Source organism: Paenibacillus sp. IHBB 3054, from assembly GCF_051594305.1.
Taxonomy (GTDB): domain Bacteria; phylum Bacillota; class Bacilli; order Paenibacillales; family Paenibacillaceae; genus Paenibacillus_AQ.
Genome location: NZ_JBOFBG010000024.1, coordinates 45,245 through 61,725, shown reverse-complemented (window position 1 = coordinate 61,725; position 16,481 = coordinate 45,245). Strand labels below are relative to the sequence as shown.

Here is a 16,481-nt window from a genome sequence, read left to right as displayed (position 1 = left end):
TAGCATCTGAGGAATTGCGGAGTAAAGGGCCGCTCAACCTTCATTGAGTTCTTCATTTAGTAGCTCGATTTCAATGATTATGATATTCTATAACCGATGTAAATATTTGGACAATAAGAGGAGGGGCATGGTTGAAAAGATTATTAGGTGTATTATTGATTTTCAGCTTACTTATAGGGTTAAATACGGCTTCGTGGACTGCCGCATCACCAGCAGGAACAAAGCAGGTCCTCCGGATCGGTCTCGAGAAATTACCGGCATCACTCGATCCTACCATATCCTCAGACGTCATTACATCGACAATCGTCAATGGATTGTTCGAAGGATTGGTTCGGCTGGATAAAACAGGTCAGGCTGTACCGGGCATCGCTAAAGCATGGACAATCTCATCTGACGGCAAAACCTATACGTTTACACTACGGTCCGACGCGAAGTGGAGCAATAAGGAGCGTATTACGGCCGCGGATTTTGAGTACGCATGGAAAAGGGCGTTAGCGCCTGAAACCGGCAGCAACTCAGCATTCAATATGTATACAATTTCCAATGCGAAGGATTACAATCAAGGCAGGCTAAGGGACTCTTCAAAAGTGGGAGTGAAAGCACTGAACAGCAATACCCTACAGGTGACGCTGAACGAAAAAACAGCCTATTTCATTCAGTCGTTGGCAGAGAATGTTTATATGCCGGTAAATGCGGGGAATGTGAAGGCGAACAAAAAATGGGCTTACTCTGCAAATACCATAATCACGAACGGTCCCTTCACACTACAGTCCTGGGAAAAAAATAAAATGACACTCGTTAGCAACCCGAAATATCATGCAGCTGCTGATGTTCATTTCTCAGAAGTCCAATTTCTTCGGCCAAAGCCGGGAACAGCTAACACTACTGCTGCTTACATAAATAATGAAGTAGACTGGGTTGTTGCGGAATTCAATACGTTGGATAATTCTACTCTTGCTAAGGCATCTTCTTTCCGTACCGTAGATATGCCTCTTGGCTCAACTTATTATTATCAGTTCAATCTGCAGCAAGCTCCCTTTAATAACGTGAATATACGAAAAGCCTTAGCTATGGCAATCGACCGGGAAGCTCTCCGGTATGGATCACCTGCATTCGGATTTATACCTCCGGCTATCCGTAGCACTGATCTCAATTTTCGTACTTCAGTTTCAGATACGTTTTATTTTAAAGAAAATGTGAAGCTGGCCAGGGAATTGCTGCAGAAAGGCTTGAACGAAGAAGGGCTTAACGAGTTTCCAAGCTTTTCGATCATCGTTAACGAAGGACCTGGACATTATACTATCGCAGAATCCGTCATTAACGACTGGTACAACAATCTGGGTATCAAAGCAAGTCTCGAGGTCCAGTCCTGGGAAGAGCTAATCAGCAACAAGGTCAGCCGGAATTTTGCCGTGGTAAGAGCTGGCTGGGGAGCAGACTATAATGATCCTGCGGCTATGATGGAGATACTGTCTTCCACGAATGAGAACAACGATTCAGGCTGGAGTGATCCGTTGTATGACAGCTATGTAACTCAAGCAAAACATACTTTTGATCCGAAAGAACGCATCAAGCTTTATGCCAAAGCCGAAAAGCTGCTTATCGACCAGATGGCTATCATTCCGCTGTATTATTATGTTGCAGATGTTCTGCAAAAACCCAATATTCATAATGTATACCTAGACTATGATGGAAACATTGCCTTCACGAGGGGATATATAAAATAAAGTAAACAGCCAGCTAATCCACCACTTTTAATGAGTCGGTGATTGCTGGCTGTTTTTATGAAGAACTACACTCTCATTTTAGCATTATGTTGCAAATGCAATAATAATATTATAAACTATTAAACATATCGGCAAGTAAAAAAATTGATGGAGCTGTAATTATGAAAGAAATCCTACGTGAAATTGGAATGATTGCGAGGGCATTAGATTCTATAAGCAATATAGAATTTAAAGAATTTGAACTTACCAAAGGGCAGTACTTATACCTTGTCCGAATCTGTGAAAACCCCGGAATAATTCAAGAAAAATTAGCCGAAATGATTAAAGTAGACAGAACAACCGCAGCCCGGGCAATAAAAAAACTTGAAATCCATGGTTTTGTTGAAAAGAGAGACGATCAAATTAACAAAAAGATAAATAGACTCTTTCCAACCGAAAAAGGGGAAAATGTTCTGCCTTTTATAAAAAGAGAAAATGACCATTCAAATAGTGTAGCATTAGCGGGATTTTCCGAAAGAGAAGCAGAAACCATTTTTGAACTTCTTCAAAGAGTTAGAAAAAATATTGAAGTAGACTGGGAATTTGTAAAAAAGGGCAACAAGAGAAAATATTAAACTTATATAAAGGAGCATCCTAGAATGTCAATAATAATAAACAAGTGCAGCTATGAAGATTTACAAACACTCCAGCAAATAAGCGTTGAAACATTCAACGATACGTTTAAACATCAGAACTCACCTGAAAATATGAAAAGCTATTTGGAAAAAGCATTTAACTATAATCAGTTGGAAAAGGAATTGAACAATGTTTGTTCAGAATTCTTTTTCATCTTTCTAAATGAAGAACTTGCCGGATATTTAAAGGTAAATATCAATGATTCCCAATCCGAAAAAACGGGGGATGAGTCACTCGAAATTGAGAGAATCTATATAAGAAACAAATTCCAAAGAAAAGGGCTTGGAAAGTATCTAATAGACAGAGCAATGGAAGTAGCCATGATTCAAAACAAGAAGATGATCTGGCTAGGAGTTTGGGAAAAGAATGAGAAGGCCATTGATTTTTATAAGAAAATCGGGTTTGTTCAAACGGGAGCTCACTCTTTTTACATGGGTGATGAAGAACAAATTGATTTTATAATGACCAAAACACTGGCTACTTAAAGGAACCGCTCCTGGAGTTACTCCTAACGGTGCGATTCCCTTCAGTTTGCCCCTTACAAGGTGCTGAACACGATATTGCGCAGCTTGCGCGTAATTGACATCGTGCCGGCATCTTTTTTCTGGATCATAAATAGTATAGTCAGACCTTCTTGAGGACTGTTGGTGAAGTACGCCCCCAGCCAGCCGTCCCAGCCGTATTCACCCTGGCTGCCGATAAATCCGGCTTTTCCGCTGTCGGTCATGATGCGCATCTGATTGCCGTAGCTATGTCCGCGCAATGTATGCCACGTATCGAAGCCTTTTTGCTGCCAATCGGTTAACGCTGCAGAGGTTAAATATTTAACTGTTCTAGGCTTCAATAGTCGAACACCCTTTAAGCTGCCTTGATTCATTAGCATTGTTGTGAATTTGGCGGAATCGTCAATCGTTGACACAAGTCCCGCTCCGCCCGACTCAAATGCCGGATCAAGGTCCATCTGATGGCCAATGCCCAGGTGGCTTTCCGCGTACAGCTTCAATCCGCCTTCACCATCATCTTGATAGGTTTTCACAAGGCGTTCTCTTTTTCCTTCAGGCAGCCAGAAACCGGTATCTTTCATTTCCAGCGGCTCGAAGATTTCCTTTTTCAAAAATTGCCCGTACCGCATGCCGCTAACCGCTTCCACAATCGCGCCAAGGACGTCTGCCGATGTTCCGTATTGCCAGTACGTTCCCGGCTCGAACGAAAGCGGGCCTTTACCTAGGCAATTTGCAAATTCCATTGTGCTCATTGCGTTTTCACTGTACAAACGGCTGCCCAGTTCTTGAAACAATGCATCCGTTTGCTGTCCGGCTTTGTCCGTTCCGCCATATACTAATCCCGATGACATGTTCAGCAAATCGTGAATGTTAACTTCCCGGCTGACAGGCACCAGTTCGCCGTTTTTCTCGACCTGTTGGTTTTGGAAGCCCGGAATATAGCGGCTAACAGGATCGAATAAATCGATATCCCCACGCTCGAGCAGCATCATGACGGAAGTGGCGGTAATCGGCTTCGTCATCGAATATAAACGAAAAATCGAATCCCTTGTAATAGGACGTCCCGACTCGAGGTCAGCCAAGCCGTCTTCATGGTAAAAAACTTCATTGCCGTTCTTGATCAGCATGAAGTTTGCTCCTGCGATTTCCTTGTTGCCGATACTTGCTTTCAGCGTTTTTTTCAATTGGTTGGTTAAGTTTGACTCCAGCATGTCACTTATGTCTCCTTCTCGAATAACTTCACTTTAACTAAAGCGGATGTTAACCATTCGTTATAGAAAATATTAAGCGCTTTCGGACAGATTGTATAGTGCCACGGCGGAACACAATCCGGTTAACCTGCGAAACGGATACAATATAACTCTTATGCCACCGGATAGTTTTATAAGATATGGTGTCTCCACGGCATTATTTGGGGTATATTGGAAGGAGTAAATTAATCCAAATGTAGTACCGGACAGGCTAGCTCAATGATTTCGCGGATACTCATTGGACGAGCATGAATTCAGCATTGTGATGGAGGAGAAAAACAAATGTCAGATGTAGTGGTCCGGATACCCGTTGAATCGTGGTCAATAACGGAATTGACTAAGGAGACATACTGCTGCTGTTTCCAGCCTGTACAGATTTGGGGAGACGATGTTGAGGTTGAAATATTCCTGCCCACGGCAATCGGAACGAAGGAAATGGCAAAAGATGCAGCTATAAGTGCCGTTCCTTTGCTGGAGGAGGAGCTTGCCTGGCTTCAGATGAACAAGGGAGAACTCGGTAAGGCGATGGAGTGGGCTAAAGAGCGGGCCGAGGAATGGATTTGGGATGACCCGGATTTTGTTGAGTTATCGGACAATGAAGGCTATGTGGAGCTGGACGGGGAAACTGTTTGCGTCCCTATTTCGGATGAAGCTTTTTTAAACAGCTTGTTTCTATGGAGTGTTGTTTTTGAGCAGGTAGATGGTGCCGGTTCGTTTAAGATGTCAATTGAGCTTGGGAACAAACCGGATTATTTTGCCGGACATCGGATACATATGGACATAGATGAACACAAAAATTTTGTAAACCAAGGTTTATAAGGAGGATGAGGGCATATGACAGAGAAGGCAGAGACACTGTGGCAGCGCATTATTGCAAAAGGCAGCCGGAATACTCCGGGGTACGAAGCGAGTTTGAATTTACAGCCTGGCGCTAGCGGGGAAGAACTTGATGGGCTTGCCAGTACGCTGGGGATTATACTACCCCAAGAGATGAGGGACTTCTACAGCATATATAATGGTCAGGATTGGGAAGCAGGCTCGGAGTGTTTTGTCCGAAATCTAACGCTGTCGCCGCTTGAACAGATTATTGAGGATTGGGAATTTCTAAATGAAGAGTTTGATCCGGATGACATGGAACCGGAGATTGCCTCGCAGATCAAGCCGTTCCTGTGGAATCCACGGTGGATCCCTATTGCCAGCAACGGGGGTGGCGATCATCTCTGTGTAGACACAGACCCTTCAGAAGAAGGGACCTTTGGGCAATTGCTCTATTTTTATCATGACTGGGGAAAGCGGTCTGTTGAGGCGGCAGACTTGTTTGACTTTATTGAACAATGCATGAATGAAGAGGCTTGAAAAGATAGAGGTATATTCTGCATGAACCATAAAAAATGGTATCCTCAAAAAAGGGAAGGGGCAGCATAGCCTTATGAAACTAGGACATATAATGATTTTCGTCAATGACATGACAAAGGCGAGATGGTTTTATTCTGAATTACTGGGTTTGCAAACACTGTTAGAGCAAGAAAATAAGCTTGTATTTGCCCTTGACGGCTGTCAGCTTATAGCCTTTAAGTGTGAAAAGACCAAAGAAATTGGAGATTATTCAAACGAGGCTAGAACAGTTTTGGTGTTTGAGGTCGTATCCGTTGAGCAAACTTATAAGGAAATGAAGGAAAAGGGAATTCAATTTTTGCATGATAAACCTACACAAGGGCGATATGCTGCTTTCGTTGATCCGTTTGGTAACGTGCATGAAATCGCTGAATCGTTCGATTGAAAGTCGTTAAAGTAGCGGCAGTCTAAGACTTTACTTTCTCGTCCAAGACTGCCGCTATTTCTATTATTGGGTTCAGTCCCCAGTGAACGAGTCGCCACATACCTTGGCGAATAGCTCTTCCTTGGGTACTACCCGGTTTTTGAGCTGGAGCATTTCGCGGACACTTAGATTTCTGTAAATTGAACACCCATTAGTGTCATGGTGGCAATATCTAAAGCGGTGTCAGTTGCTTCTTCTGGGAAGCTGACTCCCGGTTTAGGTGAGGTTCTTCCATTTAATTCGAAAATTCGCTCAAGTTGAGTTAATGTACTGGCTGCCGTAAGATGTGCTTGACCTAGCGGGTCCGTAACACGGATTCTACGTATCTTTGAATTGGTTTTTATAGACAGAATAAATTCCTGCGGTGCGGTTGAAGTATTGAAGCTACTATGCAGTATGGACGTACGTCTCTTTAGGGACAGGCGCGCCCAAATACCACAGTTCACCAATGCAGCAAATGCACGGTTTGTGAAACGGCTGTCGAAGGCTAGTCGTATGGACACCCCTTTGGCAAGTCCGTTACTGACCAAGGTCATACTCTCAGGACTGCTTATGCGTCGGCACTGGAAGACTTGTTCTCTGCTGAAGGTGACAGTCTTGGGATCAGAGAAGCCGAGAACGGTGCGTGCATTGCTTTGCTCCCATATTTCAAAAGGTAAATGAGCGTCAACGAAATGAGTGAAAGAATCTAGGCCGCTTTTGTCTTTTAAGGAGAGAAGAATATCGATATCGATGTTTTCCGCCGGTTCCTTACCCATCAGTATGGATGAAGCGGCAATCGTTGCGGCACTTGCCATCCAGCCAGATGCAAGTACAACGGGAGAATGGCCTTTTTCTTCGGATACCACAGCGTGGGCATCATCAATTCGTTCGATCCAGCGGGTGATATCAATGATTGGAATCCCCCGCTTCACGGCTGCTCGCAGCAATCGATCTTCCTGATCATTGACTGACACGATAATAGCATCGGGCATATATTTCATATCTGCCAGCGGATCGGCATCAAGGATGTCGATCCGTACTCCATCAGCTTTGGGTATAAGACGTGCTGCTGACTGTGCTTTATGAAGGCGTCGTCCCCCAATAATGACATGTACCTCGGGATAATGAATCGAAATCAACTCGCTTAACACTGTTCCAACCGTGCCGTATCCACCAACGATAAGAATAGATATATTACTTTTCTTGAAAATATGCTTACTTAATGTGTTTTCCTGAACATCTGTTGTCATTTGATGCACCTCATTCATTTTCGCTAAATAATAATAAACACTTGTATTTATTTGAACATGTGTTTATTGTAAAGATGGAGTTGTAACATTTCAATCTTCAATATCGCAGGAAGTGTTCAAATATGAACAGATTATAAAAAATTGTTGAGGAGATATTGAATGAAGGATAGAAGGACAAGCAAAACGAAGCGGGCTATTCGTTCAGCTTTTTTACAGCTGTTAGAACATAAACCCTTAAATCAGATTACAGTGGCAGAAATATCAAGGGAAGCTGATTTGGGGAGAGGCACATTCTACTTACATTATAAGGATATCCGCGATTTATCGGATCAATTAGAAAATGAATTATTGCGTGAACTCGAAGAACTATATGATGCTTCTCTTCCCTGCGATACGATGGAGAATTTAATTAAGCTTACGGAAACGCTGACGGAATACATGGAGTCTAACCGTGAGCTGTTTATTCTGCTGGCACGCAGGGAACAAGAAGCAGCGACATTTCAGAAGATTAAACAGTTTTTTGTGAAAAAGTTGATCCTGGAGGATAGGAGCCCGTTTGATGAATACAAACAGACGGAGGCTATTTTCCTTGTCGCTGGGGTAGTAGGTGTATTGGAGGTGTGGATCAGTGAAGGTATGAACAAGCCGCGTCAGTTGATATCTAAGTGTCTTTATGAGGTATTAATGAAGATGGATATTTAACAGTTGGGAAGCATAAAAATAGTGAGATTGGGATACCGGATGCAGAATTCACAAAAAACAACTCGAAAGGGAGTAGGTTATGGACATCGAAAAAATCAAACAGATTACAAATTCTGGGGAGATGTATGATGACGCAGGTGATGATGTAGCAGCAGTTAGGTCACGCGCTTTAACCATGTGCCGAGAATATAATCAAAAAGTAAATACAAATGGAGGCTACGATATGTCTATATTGAAAGAATTGTTTTCAGACGTGGGTGAGAATGTATATATTGAATCTAACTTTCGTTGTGAGTTTGGATTCAATATCTCTATGGGCCACGATGTGTATATTAATCACGACATGATTATTCTTGATTGTAACGAAGTGAAAATCGGAAATGATGTCTTTATTGGGCCACGAGTGGGGTTATATGCAGCAAATCATGCGGAAGATCCCTTTGAACGGGCGGATAAAGGAGTATATTCGAAACCAATTACTATAGGGGATCGGGTATGGCTGGGGGGAGACGTTAAAGTTACTCAGGGTGTGACTATAGGCGAAAACAGCATTGTTGGTGCTGGAAGCGTAGTGACCAAAGATATTCCTCCTAATGTCATTGCTGCAGGAAATCCGTGCAAGGTTATTAGACCGATTAAATTTTCCGATCGTCCTTGGAGAAGATAAGTAATTAGCCATTGATTTTCCAGACGATCTAGCGACTTTGCTCGCGTATACTGAGTATAAACAAATTATTCTGTAGAACGAAGAAAAGGGGAAACAAATATGAAAATAGAGTTACATAAGCAAAGTGATATTGATACTTTAACAGATATTTGGTATAGAGGCTCAATTCAAGCACATGATTTTATCGATCAAGAATATTGGCTTTCTCAAAAAACGGAGATGAGAGATAAATACATTCCAATGTCGGACACCTATGTAATTTACAATCAAGCAGAAATTGTTGGGTTCGTTTCTATGGTTGAGGACTATTTAGCGGCACTTTTTATTGATACATCTTATCAAAAAAATGGTTATGGAAAAGAACTAATTAATTTCATAAAAATTCAAAAATCAAAAATTACATTAAAAGTATATAAAGAAAATACTTCAGCAACACACTTCTATAAGAAGAACGGCTTTACTATTAAAGAAACTCTTTTAGATGAAAACACCAATCAGGAGGAATACCTAATGGAATGGGAGGTGTCATAAAGGATACAAGTTCTTGTCCTTTGCGCAGGACAAGAACTTGGTCCCATTGGCGAATAGATCAATGCCTAGTACCATGGATTACATCCATCGACAAAATTCAGACTCATTCTTGGCGTATCAAGTCAAACAAGCAGCTTCTCCATAATCATCACGTCAGTCGGCTTTCCATCTAAAATTCCTTGGTTCTCAAATACACCGACTTCACGATACTTCATTTTTCGATACAACCCTTGCCCATTTTCATTGAAAGGGAAGGTAAATAAGACGATTTTGTAAAACTCATTTTTTCGGGCTTCTTCTTCTAAAGCTTCCAAAAGTATGGAACCGATGCCTTGGCCTCGATACTCCCTATGAATATAGATGGACAAATCGGCCACTCCACGATATGCACAGCGAAGAGAATAATGATTTAAAGACGACCAGCCAATGATGCCCTGTTCATTTTCAGCGACCATAATCGCAAATCTTCCTTGATGATCATCAAACCAGTTATTTATGAAGGGAAGATCTTTCGTTTCTTCTTCAAGAGTAGCAATTCGATCTTCGATGCCTTGATTGAAAATGTGAAGAATATCCTCTACATCTGCATACGTAGCCCTCCGAACGGTAATGTTCCGCATATCCCATAACCTCCAAATCAATTTAAAATTTTACTGCTTTAATAATGGCTGAAACAATGTATTGATCAACATTGGCACCGGGAACCCAGTCTTTAATAAATGTTCTGGACTCGTCTTTAGACTCAATCCTGATCTCTGTAAAGCCGCTTTCCTGAAGCATCGCTTCAACAACTGCAATGGAAGAAGCACCGGAGATGCAACCGGAGTAGTGTTCATCAAGATTATTTTTAATTTCAGGTGGAAGCTCCGCCGTAGTTACGATGTCCGAGATGGCCAGACGACCGCCCGGCTGAAGGACCCGGTAGGCTTCACGGAACACCTGTTGTTTATCTGGCGAAAGATTAATAACGCAATTGGAGATAATCACATTTACCGAATTGTCGGAGACGGGAAGATGCTCAATCTCACCCAATCGAAACTCAGTGTTCATAAATTTCCCTTTAATAGAGTTCTCCCTTGCGCGGCTGATCATCTCAGGTGTCATATCCACACCAATTACATGGCCTTGGTCACCTACCTGCCGGGAGGCCAGGAAACAATCGAATCCGCCACCGCTCCCGAGGTCCAGAACATGTTCACCAGCCTGCAGTTCAGCAATAGCTTGAGGATTGCCGCATCCAAGGCCTAAATTGGCACCTTCGGGGGCTGCAGCCAGTTCTTCACTGGAGTAGCCCATTTTAGCGGATATGGCATCAAAATCAGAAGGGGAGTCACAGCAGCTTTCGGCTGGGGTGCAGCAGGAAGAGGCAGCTTCGACCTTTTTTACGGCGATTTTTTGGTAGCGGCCCCGTACATTCTGGCGGATCTGGTCGTTTGTCATTTGGGTCATAATTGAACACTCCTTTAAAGGTTTGGATTAGTTTTCACGTTATATGTTGAATTAACTTGCAAAATACAAGTATAAGTCGAGAGAAATCACCCTTTTACTGGTGCACAGCAATTGCTGGATTTCCCCATAGCTTCGTTGAACAGCTTAATCGAACGCAGTAAAGTTTCTACTTCAAACTCACTCATATTCGAAAATGCTTCATTCAGGTATGCGTTCATTTGATGATCAATCGTTGTTGCCACCATTTTCCCTTCGGGAGTAAGCGCCAGGGTATAGACTCTTCGATCTGCCTTGTCAGCTGTTTTTGTAACCAGTTTCATTTTCACCAAAGATTGGACTTGTCTGCTAAAGGTTGTAATATCGGTCCCGAGTGTTTCAGCAATCTGTTGCATGGAGGGACTATGGCTCCGATCAATTTCATACAGCAGATGGCTTTGGGCCGCGGAGAGATTACAACCGCCTACGCTGCAGCAATCTTTATTCAGTAATCCTAAACGCCGGGTCATGATTTGAAATAATTCTCGTGGGGTTTCCATTGTTTTCACCTCTTGACTTTAGTTATATCGCAATTACTTGTAAAATGCAAGTGTATGTGAATTCATGGGTATACTATTTACTCCTGATTCCAAACAGTCCTCTCTACTATGAACAAGGTGCAAATGCTGTTTGCTGCGAGTAACGTTTAGGTTATTGATTATATAAGCACATAATTATATAATGATGTTCGAGGTCCGATCAAATTTGCTTGAAGGGAGAGCTGAGATGCGTGCGGTGTAGACACTACTGGAGGGTAAAGACTTGGTAGCTCTTGCAAGCCTTATCTTTATAGTCACATTGATTTTTGTCATTTGGCAGCCTAAAAATCTGTCCATTGGATGGTCTGCCTGCGGCGGGGCGATACTCGCTTTGCTTGTCGGGGTAGTCAGCTTTAACGATGTTCTTGATGTTACTCTGATTGTCTGGAATGCTACCTTGGCATTTGTGGCGATCATTCTGATCTCGTTGATTCTCGATAAAATTGGCTTTTTTGAATGGGCTGCCTTACATATGGCAAGAGCTGCCCGTGGGAACGGAACCCGGATGTTCATCTATGTCACCATTCTTGGAGCAATAGTAGCCGCGTTTTTTGCCAATGATGGTGCGGCGCTCATCTTAACTCCGATTGTGCTGGCGATGGTCCGCGCACTCCATTTTGACGAGAAAAAAGTATTTCCGTTCATCATTGCCAGCGGGTTCATTGCCGATACTACATCATTGCCGCTGGTTGTAAGCAATTTGGTGAATATCGTATCGGCTGACTTTTTTGGACTGACCTTTATGGAGTATGCCGGGCGGATGTTAATGCCAACCTTATTTTCCTTAGGAGCAAGCATTATCGTGCTCTATCTCTTCTTCCGTAAAAGTATTCCAAGAAACTTTGACAGCTCACAGCTGAAAAGCCCTGAAGAGGCCATTAAAGACAAACAGATGTTCAAGCTGTCCTGGGTTGTTCTTGCTGTTCTGCTGGCGGGATACTTTGTCAGTGAATTCCTGAACATTCCTGTTTCTGTGGTGGCCGGGATCGTCGCCATATTTTTCCTGATCATGGCAAGAAGAAGTCCAGCTGTACCGACAATGGAAGTGGTGAAGGGCGCACCTTGGGCGATTGTGTTCTTTTCCATCGGCATGTATGTCGTCGTGTATGGGCTGCGAAATGCGGGCCTTACGGATGTATTGGCTAATACCATTCAGGCTGTATCGGAACAAGGGTTGTTTGCAGCTACGATGGGGATGGGCTTTATTGCCGCAATCATCTCCTCAGTAATGAATAACATGCCTACCGTTATGATTGATGCCCTGGCCATTGAGGCTACGCATACCTCGGGACTAATAAAGGAAGCCCTGATTTATGCGAATGTCATCGGTTCTGACTTAGGACCGAAGATTACACCGATTGGTTCACTGGCTACCTTGCTGTGGCTTCATGTGCTTTCGACCAAAGGTGTGAAGATATCCTGGGGAACGTATTTCAAAACAGGTATAATTCTGACGATTCCCACGCTTTTCATCACACTGCTGGGCTTATATATAACATTGATCCTATTTTAAAACTAAAGGAGATTATAAATCATGGATAAGAAAACCATTTACTTTTTGTGTACAGGAAATTCCTGCCGGAGCCAGATGGCCGAAGGTTGGGCGAAAAAATACCTGAGTGACGAGTGGAATGTATATAGTGCTGGCATTGAAGCTCATGGTTTAAATCCGAAGGCCGTACAAGCCATGAACGAAGTGGGTATTAATATTTCAAGTCAAACCTCGGATATTATTGATCCACAGCTGCTGAACAACTCCGATCTCGTGATTACTTTATGTGGAGATGCCGCAGATAAATGTCCAATTACCCCTCCCAAAGTGAAACGTGAGCACTGGGGATTTGATGATCCAGCGAAAGCGCAAGGAACAGATGAAGAAAAATGGGCTGTCTTTCAGCGGGTACGTGACCAAGTGGGCGAGCGCATCAAACAATTTGCTGAAACTGGTGAATAATTATTCCATTAAAAACCCGCGCCAGGCGCGGGTGTGCAGAAATAGGGGATAACTAAATACTAATTATGGGCAGTATAAGTATAATCTCTCTTGCAAACCTTGTAAGACTTCTTCCGGCAATTCCCTAACCTTTATATCCTCACCGAGGAAAAGTAGCCAATTTGTTATTTCGGTCAATTCTTCAGGCTTATTAACATTGATAAAAGACTTTAGAACGGCTGTGGTCTGGTAAGGATTCGTATAGAAGATTGAAACCTTTAAAGGATGGTATTTTTTGAACTGGGCAATCGCTTTTGGACCAAGCTCAAAGACCAGGTTGATTACTTCTTCCTGCTTACTTAGCTTTTCTAAAATCTTTTTCTTACTTAATCTTTTTTTTGTCGGGTAGGGTATGACACTAGTGAGATGGTCGACAGGAAAAATCCGCTTCTTTTCTTCTTTCAAGTCAAAACCTTCGATCAGCCAAAGGCTTTTTTCACGATAAAGGTGCAAGAGATAAATTGGATAAGACTTTATTACCTTCTCTTCTTTGATAGTAATCAATAAATAGCTGTCCGAAAGAAGGATTTGGATCAGTTTTTCTAACATGGGATGGGGGAGGTCTGAAAGATCAAGCAGGTCGGGATTGTTGGGGTTGGTCCCTTCAAAAAGCAAGCTTTGATTTAGAAGAAAAAGCTCTTCTTGCTGGTTTTCTGAGATGAGACCCAGTAATTTTTCAGATAAAGACTGACGACTCTTTAGATAGGGAAGTTGTTGATTTCTAGTGGCCATAAAGGCAATAAAAAGGGCTTTGACCTCATTATTGGTAAAGCGAACGACGGGAAGTACTGAGTTTCGCATGACAAAATAACCCCCATCCCGTCCAACTTCAGCTACAAGCGGCATCCCTAAGGCCTCAATTTCTCTGATGTCTCTAATAGCTGTCGAACGGGAGATGTTAAATTCCTGCATGATTTCTGAAATTGTAAAGTGGGCACGGTTGTTGATATACCGCATGATGATATTAATCCGTTCAACTTTTTTCATCGGACTCCTAAACAGTATCATTTTTTGACATGATTTAAGGCTATCATATACTTATCAAGTGAAGAAGACAAATCATTTGATTAATTTAACAAGAAGGCAGGTTTTGAATATGGCAGAATATACCTTAGAAGAAAAAGACAGCTTTACCGTTATAGGTTTAGGAACGGAGCTTACAAGTGATTACACAGACTATGCTGGCATAAACAAGGAAAAGTCTGATTTTTGGCAGGCCGTCAGCCAAGATGGAAGGCTTGATTATTTAAAAGGCATAGCCGCAAATAACTACATTTTTACCGTGAACGAAGCGGTGAATAGCAAGATGATGCATTATGCTGGCGTTATGACCGAAGCAGCTGCACCAGAAGAAGCCAGAGTTATTCAATTTCCTAAGGGGGAATACCTGGTTGTTAAAGGGGAAGCGAAGACGGCTGATGAACTGAATAATAACCTTGCCGGCCTTGCCTTTGGTCAAGCCTTGCCGGAAGCAAAAAATGTTGCGTATGTTGGCGGGCCAAATACAACGGTTGAGATGGGGCAGCGAAACGGATTAGTTTTTGGTGAAATGTGGATTCCTGTTATAAGGAAATAAAGAATATAGAAGGAGGCATAGGCATGTCCTATATCGTTGATTTTAAAAATGTGTCTACGATTGGTTTAGAATCTTCACCTGTAGTAGAAACACTTGCCGGTTTACGTGCGAATGAAGCCCGTTACTTTATGAATAAGTACAAGCATGAATTTACGGTTGTCCCAGCCAGCGAAAGCCAGGAAACCCTTGCTTATGTGAACCGGATTTTGAAAGAAGAACGTGATATTGAGTTTGCGGCCAAACCTTTAGAAACATCGCGTTTTCAAGTGGAAAATATCCAATTTACCTACGTCTTTTATGAGGATGGTCTTGCGATCAATGTCATGTATACGGTGGATGACCCTAAGAAGCGGGCCGTTGGTTTTAAGCTTTCTGAGGGGATGGAGGTCCCAAAGGAGTTGGAAGCAAAGTTTAAGTTTGCCAGGCAGAAGTCTAAACTAGCTGGAACAATTCGGGGTTCGTTTTTTGTAATTAAAGGAGAATATTAAAGTAATTAAGAACCCGCGCCCCGCGCGGGTTTTGTATTTTAAAAAAAGTTGTTTTGTCGGGCTACTACGGAAGAAGGATATTTCAATTATAATTGTTTTTCACCATCCTGTTATCGGTAGGAACTGGTAAACTGTACATATATTGAAGGGGTTTGGACAAAAGTTATTATAAATACGTTATAGCCAAAGGAGAGATATTATCACTTATAACGAGGTTGTTAAAAGCGTTGATTCATATTTACTACCATTAATATCAGAGTTATACGGGTTGGAAGGCTATGAAACCGGTCTGGTTAAGGCACATGACGGAGGGCGGAATGTCGTATACACCTGTGAGAAAGAGGGCGCCGACGCAAAAATACTCAGAATCGCTTTCTTACCGGATAGGAGCCGGGAAGACTTTCTGGGAGAACTTGAGTATATCAGGTATTTATTCGAGCATGGAGGAAGTGTCTCGGATGTAGTCAGCTCCAGGAAGGGAAATCTGCTGGAAGAGATCACCCACAATCATCATATCTTTTTTATCAGCCTGTTTAAAAAGGCCAAGGGGAAAATGCTTGTAGAAAATAATTATCAGTACCGGGAAGGCGCTCCAATTACCGAATATTATTATAATTGCGGTAAAGTCCTGGGGAAACTGCACCAAATATCGAAAGAGTATACTCCTATCCATCGCCGGTATAGTTTTTTTGACAAATACAATGCTGAATATATCGATAAACTGATACCGGATTCCTTATCTCCGCTTAAGGAGAAGTTGGTAGAGCTCCTTAATACCTTAGAAGGGGTAGACAGGAACAAAGAGACTTTTGGGTTGAACCATTTTGATTACAACGATGGGAATTATTCGATAGATTTTGATACCGGGCAAATAACCGTTTATGATTCGATAATTCTTGTTACTGTTGGTATATGTTTGACTTGGCCAGTATCTGGGGAAACGGAATGGGCTGGATACAATCTGAACCAGACGCCGGTAAACGTAAAAAGTTTATGGAGGATTATTTTGAAACAGTCCTCGCAGGATACAGATCTGAGAGCAAGATCCAAAATTCGATGTTGGATACATTGCCCTTGTTTATTCAAGCAAACTTCTTGGAGAATATTATAGATGCGTTCGAGGTAATGCGAAATAACGGCGAAGAGCCGGAGTGTGATGAGGAACTGTCGTATCGTATAAAATGCATGGAAGACGATATCCCGTATTTCGGATTTTTCCATAAGATTTATTCGTGTGAAGAACCTTTTCAGTATGAGGAGCGAGATATTTAGTCTTTTTGTGCATCAGAAGCCG

20 protein-coding genes are annotated in these 16,481 nt (G+C 42.3%); 14 read left to right on the top strand and 6 right to left on the bottom strand.

Features of this window, described 5'->3' with window-relative positions; genetic code table 11:
* The first annotated feature begins 131 nt into the window (after positions 1-131).
* From ACQ76X_RS22940 to ACQ76X_RS22930, 3 genes are all read left to right on the top strand, one after another.
* A complete protein-coding gene (locus tag ACQ76X_RS22940) occupies positions 132-1,727 on the top strand; it encodes a peptide ABC transporter substrate-binding protein (protein WP_438496075.1) in 1,596 nt (531 codons plus the stop codon).
* 161 nt (positions 1,728-1,888) lie between these two features.
* Positions 1,889-2,341 (top strand): MarR family winged helix-turn-helix transcriptional regulator, encoded by a 453-nt coding sequence (locus ACQ76X_RS22935; protein WP_438496074.1) that lies wholly within the window; start codon positions 1,889-1,891, stop codon positions 2,339-2,341.
* A 24-nt stretch (positions 2,342-2,365) separates the two neighbouring features.
* Complete coding sequence (locus ACQ76X_RS22930) at positions 2,366-2,887, top strand: GNAT family N-acetyltransferase (RefSeq protein ID WP_438496073.1); 522 nt, start codon at positions 2,366-2,368, stop codon at positions 2,885-2,887.
* A gap of 53 nt (positions 2,888-2,940) precedes the next feature.
* Here ACQ76X_RS22930 and ACQ76X_RS22925 read toward each other — a convergent pair whose 3' ends face one another.
* On the bottom strand, positions 2,941-4,116 hold the full coding sequence (locus tag ACQ76X_RS22925) for a serine hydrolase domain-containing protein (protein WP_438496072.1): 1,176 nt from the start codon (positions 4,114-4,116) through the stop codon (positions 2,941-2,943).
* Between the two features lie 321 nt (positions 4,117-4,437).
* Here ACQ76X_RS22925 and ACQ76X_RS22920 point away from each other — a divergent pair, with 321 nt between their 5' ends.
* The 3 genes from ACQ76X_RS22920 (at position 4,438) to ACQ76X_RS22910 (ending at position 5,935) form a co-directional block, all read left to right on the top strand.
* Complete coding sequence (locus tag ACQ76X_RS22920) at positions 4,438-4,974, top strand: DUF2262 domain-containing protein (protein ID WP_438496071.1); 537 nt, start codon at positions 4,438-4,440, stop codon at positions 4,972-4,974.
* 15 nt (positions 4,975-4,989) lie between these two features.
* On the top strand, positions 4,990-5,511 hold the full coding sequence (locus ACQ76X_RS22915) for an SMI1/KNR4 family protein (RefSeq protein ID WP_438496070.1): 522 nt from the start codon (positions 4,990-4,992) through the stop codon (positions 5,509-5,511).
* 73 nt (positions 5,512-5,584) lie between these two features.
* Entirely contained in the window at positions 5,585-5,935 is a 351-nt protein-coding gene (locus ACQ76X_RS22910) for a VOC family protein (RefSeq protein WP_044876958.1), read from the top strand.
* Positions 5,936-6,099: 164 nt separating this feature from the next.
* On the opposite strand, the gene ACQ76X_RS22905 is transcribed toward ACQ76X_RS22910, so the two are convergent.
* Positions 6,100-7,206 carry a hypothetical protein gene (locus ACQ76X_RS22905; protein WP_438496069.1) on the bottom strand — a complete coding sequence of 369 codons (1,107 nt, stop codon included), beginning with the start codon at positions 7,204-7,206 and terminating at the stop codon, positions 6,100-6,102.
* Positions 7,207-7,365: 159 nt separating this feature from the next.
* Between ACQ76X_RS22905 and ACQ76X_RS22900 the strand changes: the two genes are divergently transcribed.
* The 3 genes from ACQ76X_RS22900 to ACQ76X_RS22890 all read left to right on the top strand — a co-directional run bounded on the left by ACQ76X_RS22900 (position 7,366) and on the right by ACQ76X_RS22890 (position 9,106).
* Positions 7,366-7,908, top strand: coding sequence for a TetR/AcrR family transcriptional regulator (locus ACQ76X_RS22900; RefSeq protein ID WP_438496068.1), 543 nt, complete (start codon positions 7,366-7,368; stop codon positions 7,906-7,908).
* 79 nt (positions 7,909-7,987) lie between these two features.
* Complete coding sequence (locus ACQ76X_RS22895; RefSeq protein WP_438496067.1) at positions 7,988-8,575, top strand: sugar O-acetyltransferase; 588 nt, start codon at positions 7,988-7,990, stop codon at positions 8,573-8,575.
* A gap of 99 nt (positions 8,576-8,674) precedes the next feature.
* Positions 8,675-9,106, top strand: a complete 432-nt coding sequence (locus ACQ76X_RS22890) for an N-acetyltransferase (protein WP_438496066.1) — start codon at positions 8,675-8,677, stop codon at positions 9,104-9,106.
* A 122-nt stretch (positions 9,107-9,228) separates the two neighbouring features.
* Here the strand turns inward: ACQ76X_RS22890 and ACQ76X_RS22885 are convergent, their stop codons facing one another.
* The 3 genes from ACQ76X_RS22885 to ACQ76X_RS22875 all read right to left on the bottom strand — a co-directional run bounded on the left by ACQ76X_RS22885 (position 9,229) and on the right by ACQ76X_RS22875 (position 11,091).
* Complete coding sequence (locus ACQ76X_RS22885; RefSeq protein ID WP_438496065.1) at positions 9,229-9,726, bottom strand: arsinothricin resistance N-acetyltransferase ArsN1 family A; 498 nt, start codon at positions 9,724-9,726, stop codon at positions 9,229-9,231.
* 22 nt (positions 9,727-9,748) lie between these two features.
* Entirely contained in the window at positions 9,749-10,555 is an 807-nt protein-coding gene (locus tag ACQ76X_RS22880; protein ID WP_438496064.1) for an arsenite methyltransferase, read from the bottom strand.
* Positions 10,556-10,641: 86 nt separating this feature from the next.
* Positions 10,642-11,091 carry a MarR family winged helix-turn-helix transcriptional regulator gene (locus ACQ76X_RS22875; protein WP_438496063.1) on the bottom strand — a complete coding sequence of 150 codons (450 nt, stop codon included), beginning with the start codon at positions 11,089-11,091 and terminating at the stop codon, positions 10,642-10,644.
* Between the two features lie 262 nt (positions 11,092-11,353).
* Between ACQ76X_RS22875 and ACQ76X_RS22870 the strand changes: the two genes are divergently transcribed.
* Together ACQ76X_RS22870 and arsC are read left to right on the top strand one after the other, a co-directional pair.
* Positions 11,354-12,643: an arsenic transporter gene (locus ACQ76X_RS22870; protein ID WP_438496062.1), complete on the top strand. Its 1,290-nt coding sequence runs from the start codon at positions 11,354-11,356 to the stop codon at positions 12,641-12,643.
* Between the two features lie 21 nt (positions 12,644-12,664).
* The gene (gene arsC / locus ACQ76X_RS22865) at positions 12,665-13,084 is read left to right on the top strand and encodes an arsenate reductase (thioredoxin) (RefSeq protein ID WP_438496061.1); all 420 of its coding nucleotides are present in this window, start codon (positions 12,665-12,667) and stop codon (positions 13,082-13,084) included.
* A 63-nt stretch (positions 13,085-13,147) separates the two neighbouring features.
* Here arsC and ACQ76X_RS22860 read toward each other — a convergent pair whose 3' ends face one another.
* The gene (locus ACQ76X_RS22860; protein ID WP_438496060.1) at positions 13,148-14,110 is read right to left on the bottom strand and encodes a helix-turn-helix transcriptional regulator; all 963 of its coding nucleotides are present in this window, start codon (positions 14,108-14,110) and stop codon (positions 13,148-13,150) included.
* Positions 14,111-14,219: 109 nt separating this feature from the next.
* On the opposite strand from ACQ76X_RS22860, the gene ACQ76X_RS22855 reads away from it, so the two are divergent.
* The 3 genes from ACQ76X_RS22855 (at position 14,220) to ACQ76X_RS22845 (ending at position 16,298) form a co-directional block, all read left to right on the top strand.
* A complete protein-coding gene (locus ACQ76X_RS22855) occupies positions 14,220-14,699 on the top strand; it encodes a GyrI-like domain-containing protein (RefSeq protein ID WP_438496101.1) in 480 nt (159 codons plus the stop codon).
* Between the two features lie 23 nt (positions 14,700-14,722).
* Positions 14,723-15,187 carry a phage tail protein gene (locus ACQ76X_RS22850; protein WP_438496059.1) on the top strand — a complete coding sequence of 155 codons (465 nt, stop codon included), beginning with the start codon at positions 14,723-14,725 and terminating at the stop codon, positions 15,185-15,187.
* Between the two features lie 268 nt (positions 15,188-15,455).
* Positions 15,456-16,298, top strand: a complete 843-nt coding sequence (locus tag ACQ76X_RS22845) for a phosphotransferase (protein ID WP_438496058.1) — start codon at positions 15,456-15,458, stop codon at positions 16,296-16,298.
* Positions 16,299-16,481: the final 183 nt, after the last annotated feature.

Coding starts and splice junctions, on each gene's coding strand:
- ACQ76X_RS22880 (WP_438496064.1), bottom strand. CDS start 10,555: ATGACCCAAATGACAAACGACCAGATCCGCCAGAATGTACGGGGCCGC.
- arsC (WP_438496061.1), top strand. CDS start 12,665: ATGGATAAGAAAACCATTTACTTTTTGTGTACAGGAAATTCCTGCCGG.
- ACQ76X_RS22850 (WP_438496059.1), top strand. CDS start 14,723: ATGTCCTATATCGTTGATTTTAAAAATGTGTCTACGATTGGTTTAGAA.
- ACQ76X_RS22925 (WP_438496072.1), bottom strand. CDS start 4,116: ATGCTGGAGTCAAACTTAACCAACCAATTGAAAAAAACGCTGAAAGCA.
- ACQ76X_RS22895 (WP_438496067.1), top strand. CDS start 7,988: ATGGACATCGAAAAAATCAAACAGATTACAAATTCTGGGGAGATGTAT.
- ACQ76X_RS22910 (WP_044876958.1), top strand. CDS start 5,585: ATGAAACTAGGACATATAATGATTTTCGTCAATGACATGACAAAGGCG.
- ACQ76X_RS22935 (WP_438496074.1), top strand. CDS start 1,889: ATGAAAGAAATCCTACGTGAAATTGGAATGATTGCGAGGGCATTAGAT.
- ACQ76X_RS22905 (WP_438496069.1), bottom strand. CDS start 7,206: ATGACAACAGATGTTCAGGAAAACACATTAAGTAAGCATATTTTCAAG.
- ACQ76X_RS22930 (WP_438496073.1), top strand. CDS start 2,366: ATGTCAATAATAATAAACAAGTGCAGCTATGAAGATTTACAAACACTC.
- ACQ76X_RS22875 (WP_438496063.1), bottom strand. CDS start 11,091: ATGGAAACCCCACGAGAATTATTTCAAATCATGACCCGGCGTTTAGGA.
- ACQ76X_RS22920 (WP_438496071.1), top strand. CDS start 4,438: ATGTCAGATGTAGTGGTCCGGATACCCGTTGAATCGTGGTCAATAACG.
- ACQ76X_RS22890 (WP_438496066.1), top strand. CDS start 8,675: ATGAAAATAGAGTTACATAAGCAAAGTGATATTGATACTTTAACAGAT.
- ACQ76X_RS22860 (WP_438496060.1), bottom strand. CDS start 14,110: ATGAAAAAAGTTGAACGGATTAATATCATCATGCGGTATATCAACAAC.
- ACQ76X_RS22915 (WP_438496070.1), top strand. CDS start 4,990: ATGACAGAGAAGGCAGAGACACTGTGGCAGCGCATTATTGCAAAAGGC.
- ACQ76X_RS22885 (WP_438496065.1), bottom strand. CDS start 9,726: ATGCGGAACATTACCGTTCGGAGGGCTACGTATGCAGATGTAGAGGAT.
- ACQ76X_RS22855 (WP_438496101.1), top strand. CDS start 14,220: ATGGCAGAATATACCTTAGAAGAAAAAGACAGCTTTACCGTTATAGGT.
- ACQ76X_RS22900 (WP_438496068.1), top strand. CDS start 7,366: ATGAAGGATAGAAGGACAAGCAAAACGAAGCGGGCTATTCGTTCAGCT.